Here is a 10,407-nt window from a genome sequence, read left to right as displayed (position 1 = left end):
TCGCCCTGGTCAGGCTCTCCGCCCACCAACCCACCCGCGACTACGCCGAACGACGACGAGCCCAAGGCCTCAGCAACCTCGAGATCATCCGCTGCCTCAAGCGCTACATCGCCCGCGAGATCCACCACGTCCTGACCACTTGACGAGGCATAGGAGCATCTCAGGCGGTGGGCGCGAGCTCGGCCAGGGACTCGTAGACCTCACGCGTCGCCGTCGACCGGTTCATGGTGATGAAGTGGATCCCGGGCACGCCCTCGGCGAGCAGGGTCCGGCACATCTCGGTGGCCACCTCGACACCGAGCGCCCGCTGCGCGCGCTTGGCCTCCGGCGTCTCGCCGTCCACGGCGGCGAAGCGCTCGGCCAGGTCGGCCGGGAACGCCTGCCCGGACAGCTGCACGATCCGGGCGATCTGCTTGGTGCTGGTCACCGGCATGACCCCGGCCAGCACCGGCACGTCGCAGCCGCGGGCGGCGACCCGGTCGCGCAGCCGCAGGTAGTCCTCCACCCGGAAGAACATCTGGGTGATCGCGAAGTCCGCCCCGGCCCGGCACTTGGCCACGAACATGTCCGCGTCGGTCTCGGCGTCCGGCGAGCGGGGGTGGCTCTCGGGGAAGGCGGCGACGCCCACCGAGAAGTCACCGACGTCCTTGATCAGCTCGACCAGCTCCGCGGCGTACCGCAGACCCTGCGGGTGGGCGACCCAGTCGGCCTGCGGGTCCAGCCCCGGCGGGTCCCCGCGCAGCGCCATGATGTTGCGGACGCCGGCCGCGGCCAGCCGGCTGATCACGTTGCGCAGCTCGCCGATCGTGTGGTCCACGGCGGTCAGGTGCGCCAGCGGCAGCATCGTGGTGTCGGTCGCGATCCGCTCGGTCACCCCGATGGTCCCGTCCCGGTTGGAACCCCCGGCGCCGTAGGTCACCGACACGAACGAGGGCCGCAGCCGCTCCAGTTCGCGCAGCGCCGTCCACAGCTGCCCCTCGGCCGCCTCGTTCTTGGGCGGGAAGAACTCGAAGGACCAGGTGGGTCGGCCCTCGGCCAGCAGGTCGCGCACGGTGCCCGTCACGGCTGAGGAGCGTACGGGCGGAACACGTCCGGGGCGGGGACGTCACAGCCGTGAGGTGCGCGACGAGCCCGTCACCTGCATCGACGTCGCAGCGGCCGGGTGGGAGCACATGCCCGCCGGGGGTCGCCCAGCGGCCACGACGGGTGAGCGCGGCCGGGGCTGGGCATACTCGTCGGGTGACTGCAGGGACCCGAGCACGCCGCACGGACACCAGCGCAAACGACGCTGACGGGAGTCCGGCGCTGCTCAGCGCCGACCTGGACCGGCTGCGCACCGCCGTCAGTGACGCCCTCGACGTCTTCCTCACCGAGAAGCGCGCGGTGCTGGCCGGCATGGACGCGAGCCTGGTGCCCGTGATCGAGGAGGTCGCCGCGGTCGCCGAGGGCGGCAAGCGGCTGCGCCCCGCGTTCGCCTACTGGGGCTGGCGGGCGGTGAGCTCCGCGCACGCCGAGGACGACGCCGCGGTGCTGCGCGCGGTCGCCGCCCTGGAGTTCGTGCACGGCTCGGCCCTGGTGCACGACGACGTCATGGACGCCGCCACCACCCGTCGCGGCCGCCCGGCCACCCACATCGGCTTCGCCGACCGGCACCGCTCCGGGGGGCTGACCGGCAGCGCCGAGCTGTTCGGCACCGGGGCCGCGATCCTCGTCGGTGACCTGGCGCTGGTCTGGTCCGACGAGCTGCTGCGCCGCTCGGGCATCTCCGCCGACGCCCTCGCCCGCGCCCGCCCCGTCTGGGACGCCATGCGCACCGAGGTCACCGCCGGGCAGTACCTCGACCTGCTCCGCGCCGCCGGCGGCCTGCCCGGCCCCGAGGGCGCGCTGAAGGTGGCCCGCTACAAGTCCGCCGGCTACACCGTGCAGCGCCCGCTGCACCTGGGCGCCGCCATCGCCGACGCCGGCCCCGAGGTCGTCGAGGCCTACACCGACGTCGCCCTCCCCCTCGGCGAGGCCTTCCAGCTCCGCGACGACGTCCTGGGCGTGTTCGGTGACCCCGACGTCACCGGGAAGTCCGCCGACGAGGACCTCCGCGAGGGCAAGCAGACCCTGCTCGTCGCCCTCACCGAGACCGGGACCGACGACGCCGGCCGCGAGCTCCTGCGCCGGGTCCTGGGCGACCAGGGCGCCGGGGCGGACGAGCTCGACGCCGTCCGGGACCTGATGCGGGCCACCGGTGCGCTGGACGCCGTGGAGGACCGGATCACCCGGCAGACCGCCGCCGCCCGCCAGGCGATCAGCGAGGCCCCGGTGCTCGACGAGGCCCGGGCCGCCCTGGACGCCCTCGCCGTCGCCGCGACGAGCCGCACCACGTGAGGACCGTCCCGGGTCGCACCGACCGCGTCGTCGTCGTCGGGGCCGGCCTGGCCGGGCTCTCGGCCGCGCTGCGGCTGCGCGGTGCCGGCCGCGAGGTCACCGTCGTCGAGCGCGGCCCCCGGCCCGGCGGGCGCGCCGGCCGGGTCGAGCGGCAGGGCTACGCCCTGGACACCGGCCCGTCCGTGCTCACCGCACCGGGCCTGATCCGCGACGCGCTGGCCTGCGTCGGCGACGTGCTGGAGGACCGCCTCGAGCTGCTGCCGCTGGAGACCACCTACCGGGCGCAGTACGCCGACGGCTCCACCCTGGACGTGCACGCCGACCCCGAGGCGTTCGCCGCCGAGGCCGAGCGGGTCTGCGGGCCGGGCTCCGGCGCGGAGGTCGCCGCCTACCTGCGGCACATCCGGGACCTGGACCGGCTGCAGTGGGACGTCTTCATCGACCGCAACCTGGACTCCCCGCTGGACCTGGTCGGGCGTCCGGTGCTCGAGCTGGCCCGCAAGGGCGGCTTCGGCCGGCTCGCCCCGCACGTGGACCGCCGGCTCACCGACGAGCGGCTGCGCCGGCTCTTCAGCTTCCAGGCCCTCTACGCCGGGGTCTCCCCGTTCACCGCGATCGCCGCCTACGCGGTCATCGCCGAACTGGACATCGGCAAGGGCGTGTGGCACCCGGTGGGCGGCATCCACGCCGTCCCCGCGGCGCTGGCCGCGGCCGCGGCCGACGCCGGCGTCGTCTTCCGGTACGACACGGCCGTGGCCTCGCTGGACCTGCGTGGCGGCCGGGCCGTGGGCGTCCGGTTGGCCGACGGCGAGCTGCTGCCCGCCGACGCCGTCGTCGTCACCGTCGACCAGCCCGACACCCTCGTCCCCCGCCGCCGGCGCAGGGTCGCGCCGGTCTACTCCCCCAGCTGCGTGGCGATCCACGTCGGCGTGCGGCAGGAGTTCACCGACCGGGCCCACCACACGATCAGCTTCGGCCAGTCCTGGCGGGAGGTCTTCACCGAGCTGACGAAGACCGGCCGGCCGATGAGCGACCCCAGCCTGCTGATCTCCATGCCCAGCAAGACCGACCGTTCACTGGCCCCCGAGGGCGGGCACGTCATCAGCATCGTGGCGCCCACCCCGAACCAGGACCGGCACTCCGGCGGCAACCCCGACATCGACTGGGCCGCCCTGGGCCCGCGGTACCGCGACGAGGTGCTGCAGACCATGGAGGCCCGCGGCTGGACCGGGCTCACCGGCTCCATCGAGGTGCAGGAGATGCTCACCCCGCAGGACTGGGCCGACCAGGGCATGGCAGCGGGCACCCCGTTCGCCCTGGCCCACACCTTCGCCCAGACCGGCCCGTTCCGGCCCTCCACCTACCCCCGCGGTGGCCCGGAGAACGTGGTGCTGGCCGGCTCCTCGGTGCAGCCCGGTGTCGGCGTGCCGATGGTGCTGGTCAGCGGCCGGCTGGCCGCCGAGCGGATCACCGGGCGGGTCCCGGCGTGACGTCGCTGGAGACGGAGCAGGCCCAGCTGGACCAGGCGTACCGGGTCTGCCGGGGCATCGCCGCCGAGCACGGCAAGTCCTACTTCCTGGCCACCCGGCTGCTCACCCCCGACCGGCGTCCCGCGATCCACGCGCTCTACGCCGCGGCCCGGGTGGCCGACGACATCGTCGACGTCGGCGCCGACCTGCCCGGGCGCGACCCCGAGGGCGAGCTGCTGGCCTGGTCGAAGGCGGCGCTGGAGGAGGTCGAGGCCGGCTGGTCCGACGACCCGGTGCGGCTCGCGCTGGTGCACACCGTGCGCCGCTACGACATCCCGCTCGAGCACTTCATCGACTTCCTGGCCGCGATGACCAGCGACCTCGACGTCACCGGCTACGCCGACCTGGCCGCGCTGGACCGGTACATGTGGGGCTCGGCGTCGGTCATCGGCCTGCAGGTCCTGCCCGTGCTCGGGACGGCGCGCGGCGTGACCCGCGAGGAGGCCGCACCGCACGCGATCGCGCTGGGCGAGGCGTTCCAGCTGACGAACTTCCTGCGCGACGTCGGCGAGGACGTCGACCGCGGCCGGGTGTACCTGCCGCAGGACCTGATGGCCGCCCACGGGGTCACCCGCGAGCAGCTGGAGGCCAAGCGGTTCGACGACCGGTTCCGCCAGCTGATGCGCGAGATGGTCGACGTCGTCCGGCGCCGCTACGACGACGCCGCCCCCGGCACCCCGATGCTCGCCCCGGAGTCACGGGACTGCGTGCGGGCGGCCACCGACCTGTACGGCGGCATCCTCGGGGCGATCGAGCGCGCCGACTTCCGCGTGCTGGACCAGCGGGTGACGGTGTCCAAGCCGCGGCGGCTGGCCGTCTTCGCCCGCCGGCTCACCGCCGCCCAGGTCGCCCGGGCCCGCGTCCGGCGCTGAGCCGGGCGGGGCCCAGCCCCCGGGAGCCCAGCTCCCCGGGACCCGGCCCCGGGAACGCAGGACCCGGGACCCAGGACGCGGGACTCAGAACGCGAGGGCCTGCGCCCGCCGGGTGACCTCGGTGTGCCGGTCGTCGCGCAGCGCCTGCACGGGGGTGCCGGGCAGCGAGTCGTCCTCGCGGAACAGCCAGTCGAAGAGCTCCTCCTCGGTGTACCCACCGTCCTGGAGCAGGGTCACCAGGCCGGGCAGGTGTCGCAGGACCTCCCCGTCCAGGATGAAGTCCTGCGGGATCTTGCCGCGCCCGCTGCCGGGGACCGCCAGCAGCTTGCCGTCGTTGATGAGCTGTCGTACCCGGTTGGCCGACACGCCGATCAGCTGCGCGACCTCCTGGGGGGTGTACGTCTCCACGGGGGTGAGCTTAGGTCGGTGCCATGAGCCGCCTGACCCAGCGTCGCCGGGAGGCCGGCGAGGAGCCCCTCCCCGACGACGTCGACCGCGAGCCGCCGTTCCTGGACCTGGTCCGCCTGGAGGCCCAGGCGCGCGCGGTCCTGGAACCCTCGGTCTACGACTACTACGCCGGCGGGGCCGAGACCGAGACCACGCTGCGGGAGGCCCCGGAGGCCTGGCGGTCCTGGCGGCTGCGCCCCCGGGTGCTGCGCGGCGTGGACGACGTCGACCTGTCCACCACGCTGCTGGGCAGCCCGGTGGCCACCCCGGTCGGCGTCGCGCCGTGGGCCTACCAGGGCATGGCGCACCCCGAGGGCGAGCTGGCCACCGCCCGGGGCGCCGGCGCCACCGGGTCGCTGATGTGCGTGTCCACCAGCGCCAACCACACCGTGGAGGAGGTCGCCGCGGTCGAGCCGGAGAGCCCGAAGTGGTACCAGCTGTACCGGCTGCACTCCCCCGCGCACACCGCCGAGCTCGCCCGCCGGGCCGGGGAGGCCGGCTACCGGGCGCTCGTCCTGACCGTGGACCTGCCGCTGCTGGGCCGCCGCCGCCGGGACCTGGTGCACGACTTCGCGCTGCCGGCGGACCTCCGGATGGCCAACCACCCCACCGCCGAGGACCGGCCGGAGCTCTCCGCCAATGCCAGCGCCACCTGGACCTTCGACGACATCGGCCGCTACGCCGAGCTGTCCGGGCTCCCGGTGGTCGTCAAGGGCGTCCTGCGCGGGGACGACGCCGCCCGGTGCGTGCAGGCCGGCGCCTCGGCCGTGTGGGTGTCCACCCACGGGGGCCGGCAGGTCGACCCGGCCGTGGCCAGCGCGCACGCCCTGCCCGAGGTGGTCACCGCCGTGCGCGGTGAGACCGCGCCCGACGGCTCCGACGTCGAGGTCTACGCCGACGGCGGCGTCCGGACCGGCTCCGACGTCCTCACCGCCCTCGCCCTGGGCGCCCGCGCGGTCTTCCTGGGCCGCCCGACCACCTGGGGCCTGGCCACCGGCGGGGCCGCCGGGGTGACCCGCGTGCTGGCCGGGCTCAGCGAGGAGCTGGCGCACACGATGGCGCTGTGCGGCCTCGGCGCCCTCTCCGAGGTGACCCCCGACACGGTGGTGCGCAGCGGGTGAGGCGGGTGGGGGCGGAGCTGGAGACGGGACGTGGCCGTGACCTGCGCCCCCGCGTCGTTCGACCGATCACCCGGCGGGCGCTCGTAGACTCCCCGGCGTGGACACCGCCGTGACCGACCCCGTGGTCGGGCTCGTCCTGGAGGGGCGCTACCGCCTCGAGGAACGGGTCGCGCGCGGCGGCATGTCCACCGTCTACGCCGCCACCGACCTCCGGCTGCACCGGGTGGTGGCCGTCAAGGTCATGGTGGAGCACCTGGCCCGCGACCCCGCGTTCGTCGACCGGTTCACCCGGGAGGCCCGCGCCGCGGCGATGCTCAGCCACCCCAACGTGGTCAGCGTCAGCGACCAGGGCACCGACCAGGGCCTGGTCTTCCTCGTCATGGAGCTGGTCCGCGGCCGCACCCTGCGCGACCTGCTGCAGGCCCGCGGCCGGCTCACCGTCGGCGAGGCCTTCGCCGTGCTGGAGCCGGTGCTCGCCGGGCTGACCGCCGCCCACCGGGCCGGCATCGTGCACCGCGACGTCAAGCCCGAGAACGTGCTGATCTCCACCGACGGCCAGGTGAAGGTCGCCGACTTCGGGCTGGCCCGCGCCGTCGCCGGCACCGGGCACACCAGCCACACCGGCGGCGTGCTCATCGGCACCGTCGCCTACCTGTCCCCCGAGCAGCTGGAGCGTGGCCGCTCGGACGCCCGCAGCGACGTCTACGCCGCCGGCGTGGTGCTCTACGAGCTGCTCACCGGCCACCCGCCCTACGCCGGGGACACCCCGCTGGCGGTGGCCTACCAGCACGTGCACCACGACGTGCCCGCCCCGTCGCTGGAGACCCCGAGCGTGCCGTGGCAGGTCGACGAGCTCGTCGCCCGCACCACCCGCCGCGACCCCGGCGCCCGGCCGCTGGACGCCGGCGCCTTCCTGGCCGAGATCGACGCCCTGCGCCGCGACCTGGGCCTGGGCCGCACCCCCGTCCCCACCGGCCGGACGACGGTCAACCCGGCCACCCTGCGCCCGACCAACCGGCCCACCCAGCCCCGGCCGGGCAGCGGCGACCCGCGCACCGAGGTGCTGGAGGCCCAGCGGGGCGGCGGGCGCACCGCGATGGTGCCGCTGCCGCCCACCGGGGCCGTCGGTGGACGCCGTCCCCCGGTGCACCAGACGGCGCCCCGCCCGCCGGCTGCCCGCCCCGGCGTCCCCCAGCACATCCGCCGTCGGCGGGCCCGGTTCGCGATCACCATCGTGCTGCTGCTCGCCGTGACCATCGGGGCGATCGGCTGGTGGCTGGGCTCGGGGCGCTGGACCGACGTCCCCGAGGTGGTCGGGCAGGGCCAGCAGCAGGCGATCGGCTTCCTGCAGGAGGCCGACCTGGACCCGGTGCTGGCCGACGAGCAGTTCAGCGAGGACGTCCCGGCCGGGGTCGTCATCTCCGCCGACCCCGACGCCGGGCAGTCCGCCGTGCGCGGCAGCGACGTGCAGCTGGTGGTCTCCAAGGGACCCGAGCGCTTCGCCGTCGACGCCGGTCTCCTCGGCCAGCCCGCCGACCAGGTGCAGGCCGCGATCGAGGGCCTGGGCGGCGACCTCGTCGTCGCCACGGCCGACACCCGCAGCGACTCGGTGGCCGCCGGCGGCGTGGTCGCGATCGAGCCGGCGCCCGGCGCCGAGCTCCGTCGCGGGGACACCGTCACGCTCACCGTCGCGGTGGGCCCGGCCACCGCCGACGTGCCCGACCTGGTGGGCATGGACCCCGACGACGCCCGGGCCGCCCTGGAGGACCTGGACTTCGAAGTCGAGACGTCCACCGGGCGCAGCAACGAGGTGTCCGCCGGCCAGGTGATGGCGGTGAGCCCCGGCGGCAACCAGCCCTACGGCGCCACGGTGACCCTGCAGGTGTCCGAGGGCCCGGTGCAGGTCACCGTGCCCAACGTCGTCGGGCAGAGCAAGGACGCCGCCACGGCCGCCCTCCAGGCCGCCGGGCTGACCGTCGACGTCACCCAGTTCTTCGGCGACACCGTGCTGCGCCAGACGCCGGGGGCCGGCAGCGTGGTGGACCCGGGGACGTCGGTGACCATCCTGGTGACGTTCGGGTGAGCGTCCCCCGCCCGTCGTGACCCCGCTCCTCCCCGGCGTGTCCCCCATCGGGGCGCACGTGTCGGTCGCGGGCGGCCTGGCCACCGGTGGCCTGGCCTACACCGATGCCGTCGGCGCGCAGGCCGTGCAGGTCTTCGTGGGCAACCCGCGGGGCTGGAAGCGCTCGGCCGGAGACCCCCGGCAGGACGCCGCGTTCACCGCCGGCTGCCTGGAGCGCGGGGTGCCGACGTTCATCCACACCCCGTTCCTGGTCAACGTCGGGTCGCCCTCTGCGGCCACGGTGGACGCCTCGGTCGCCACCGTCGCCGCCGACCTGGCCCGCGGGGTACAGCTGGGCTGCGCCGGGGTGGTCGTGCACGCGGGCTCCTCGGTCGGTGAGGACCGCTACGAGCAGGCCCTGCGCCAGCTGCACGAGCGACTGCTCCCGGTGCTCGCCGCACTCCCCGAGGGCGCACCCCGGCTGCTGGTGGAGCCGACGGCCGGTGGTGGGCGGGCGCTGGCGGCGACCGTGGAGGACCTGGGTCCCTACTTCGACGCCCTCGAGCACCACCCGCTGCTCGGCGTCTGCCTGGACACCTGCCACGCCTGGGCCGCCGGGCACGACCTCGTCACGCCGGGCGGGGCACACGCGACCCTCGACGCCCTCGAGGCCACCGTCGGACCGGGCCGACTCGGGCTCGTGCACGCCAACGACAGCCTCGACGGTCGCGGCTCGCTGCGCGACCGGCACGCCACCATCGGCGAGGGGTCGATCGGCCTGGAGCCCTTCGCCGAGCTGCTGGCCCACCCCTCGGTGGCCGGCGTCCCCGTCGTGGTGGAGACGCCGATGGCCACCGACACCGGGCCCTGGGACGGCCACGCCCGGGACATCGCCGTGCTGCAGGCCCTGCGCGACCGGGTGCCCGCCCCGCGCGCCTGACCGAGGTCAGCGCCGCAGCAGCTCGCCGACCACCGACGCGGCCCGCTCCACCGCGGCGTCGTCGACGTCCAGGTGGGTCAGCATCCGGATCCTGGTGGGGCTGACCTGGCTGACCAGCACGCCCTCGGCCTTGGCAGCCGCGGCCACCATCGGCGCCGGGACGCCGTCCAGCACGACCATGTTGGTGTGCACGGTCGCCGGGTCCACGCCCAGCCGGTCGGCCAGCGCGCGGGCCCGGGCGTGGTCGTCGGCGAGCCGGTCCAGGTGGTGGTCCAGGGCGTACAGCCCGGCCGCGGCCAGCACCCCGGCCTGCCGCATCCCGCCGCCCAGGCGCTTGCGCCACAGCCGGCCCTCGCCGATCCGCTCGGCGGAGGAGACGAGCACCGACCCGACCGGCGCGCCCAGGCCCTTGGACAGGCAGACCGACGCCGTGTCGGCCAGCCGGCCGTAGGTCTCCAGCGACACGCCGGAGGCGACGTGCGCGTTCCAGATGCGGGCGCCGTCCAGGTGCACGGCGACGTCGGCGTCCCGGGACCAGGTGAAGAGCGCCTCCAGCTCGGCCAGCGGCTGGACGCGGCCGCCACCCCGGTTGTGCGTGTTCTCCACGGCCACCGCGGCGGTCGCGGTCAGGTGCCAGTCGCCCTTCGGGCGGACCTGGGCGATCAACTGGTCGGCGTCCAGCAGTCCACCGGGGCCGACGACGGTGCGGGTGGACAGCCCGAAGACGGCGGCCGCGGCGCCCATCTCGTAGGTGACGACGTGCGCGTCGGCGTCCCCGATGACCTCCTGGCCGGGCTGGCAGACCAGCCGCATGCCGATCTGGTTGCCCATCGTCCCGGAGGGCACGAAGAGCGCCGCCTCGTGCCCGAAGAGCGCGGCGACGCGCTCCTCGAGGGCGTTGACGAGCGGGTCCTCGCCGTAGACGTCGTCACCGACCTCGGCGTCGGCCATCGCCGCGCGCATCCCCGGGGTGGGCCGGGTGACGGTGTCGGAGCGCAGGTCGACCAGGGGCGTCGTCATGCCCCAGTTCTACCGGCCCGCCCACCGGGTCCGGCATGCG

At 75.5% G+C, this 10,407-nt stretch carries 9 protein-coding genes; 6 read left to right on the top strand and 3 right to left on the bottom strand.

Features of this window, described 5'->3' with window-relative positions; translation table 11 throughout:
- Positions 1-160: 160 nt before the first annotated feature.
- Positions 161-1,063, bottom strand: coding sequence for a methylenetetrahydrofolate reductase [NAD(P)H] (metF, locus tag ASG41_RS17940; protein WP_056298073.1), 903 nt, complete (start codon positions 1,061-1,063; stop codon positions 161-163).
- A 176-nt stretch (positions 1,064-1,239) separates the two neighbouring features.
- On the opposite strand from metF, the gene ASG41_RS17935 reads away from it, so the two are divergent.
- From ASG41_RS17935 to ASG41_RS17925, 3 genes are read left to right on the top strand one after another with little or no spacing between them, the layout of a single operon-like run.
- Positions 1,240-2,376, top strand: coding sequence for a polyprenyl synthetase family protein (locus tag ASG41_RS17935; protein ID WP_235564892.1), 1,137 nt, complete (start codon positions 1,240-1,242; stop codon positions 2,374-2,376).
- Positions 2,373-3,866: a phytoene desaturase family protein gene (crtI, locus tag ASG41_RS17930; RefSeq protein WP_056298071.1), complete on the top strand. Its 1,494-nt coding sequence runs from the start codon at positions 2,373-2,375 to the stop codon at positions 3,864-3,866. The genes ASG41_RS17935 and crtI overlap by 4 nt, the downstream gene beginning before the upstream one ends.
- Complete coding sequence (locus ASG41_RS17925) at positions 3,863-4,777, top strand: phytoene/squalene synthase family protein (protein WP_056298068.1); 915 nt, start codon at positions 3,863-3,865, stop codon at positions 4,775-4,777. The genes crtI and ASG41_RS17925 overlap by 4 nt, the downstream gene beginning before the upstream one ends.
- Before the next feature lie 84 nt (positions 4,778-4,861).
- Here ASG41_RS17925 and ASG41_RS17920 read toward each other — a convergent pair whose 3' ends face one another.
- On the bottom strand, positions 4,862-5,185 hold the full coding sequence (locus ASG41_RS17920; RefSeq protein ID WP_056298065.1) for an Rv2175c family DNA-binding protein: 324 nt from the start codon (positions 5,183-5,185) through the stop codon (positions 4,862-4,864).
- Positions 5,186-5,208: 23 nt separating this feature from the next.
- Between ASG41_RS17920 and ASG41_RS17915 the strand changes: the two genes are divergently transcribed.
- The 3 genes from ASG41_RS17915 (at position 5,209) to ASG41_RS17905 (ending at position 9,347) form a co-directional block, all read left to right on the top strand.
- The gene (locus tag ASG41_RS17915) at positions 5,209-6,345 is read left to right on the top strand and encodes an alpha-hydroxy acid oxidase (protein ID WP_056298061.1); all 1,137 of its coding nucleotides are present in this window, start codon (positions 5,209-5,211) and stop codon (positions 6,343-6,345) included.
- A 97-nt stretch (positions 6,346-6,442) separates the two neighbouring features.
- Positions 6,443-8,428: a Stk1 family PASTA domain-containing Ser/Thr kinase gene (gene pknB / locus ASG41_RS17910; protein ID WP_056298060.1), complete on the top strand. Its 1,986-nt coding sequence runs from the start codon at positions 6,443-6,445 to the stop codon at positions 8,426-8,428.
- A 16-nt stretch (positions 8,429-8,444) separates the two neighbouring features.
- Positions 8,445-9,347, top strand: coding sequence for a deoxyribonuclease IV (locus ASG41_RS17905; protein WP_235564888.1), 903 nt, complete (start codon positions 8,445-8,447; stop codon positions 9,345-9,347).
- A 6-nt stretch (positions 9,348-9,353) separates the two neighbouring features.
- Here ASG41_RS17905 and ASG41_RS17900 read toward each other — a convergent pair whose 3' ends face one another.
- The gene (locus tag ASG41_RS17900; protein WP_200939050.1) at positions 9,354-10,367 is read right to left on the bottom strand and encodes a low specificity L-threonine aldolase; all 1,014 of its coding nucleotides are present in this window, start codon (positions 10,365-10,367) and stop codon (positions 9,354-9,356) included.
- Positions 10,368-10,407 lie beyond the last annotated feature (40 nt).

Origin of the sequence: Modestobacter sp. Leaf380 (assembly GCF_001424485.1) — a bacterium.
Classification (GTDB): domain Bacteria; phylum Actinomycetota; class Actinomycetes; order Mycobacteriales; family Geodermatophilaceae; genus Klenkia.
Note: the sequence above shows the minus strand (reverse complement) of the source record. Positions and strands in the feature narration are given on the sequence as shown.

What these genes read in the sequence shown, in the direction of transcription:
- ASG41_RS17915 (WP_056298061.1), top strand. Translation starts at nt 5,209, where the DNA reads ATGAGCCGCCTGACCCAGCGTCGCCGGGAGGCCGGCGAGGAGCCCCTC.
- ASG41_RS17900 (WP_200939050.1), bottom strand. Translation starts at nt 10,367, where the DNA reads ATGACGACGCCCCTGGTCGACCTGCGCTCCGACACCGTCACCCGGCCC.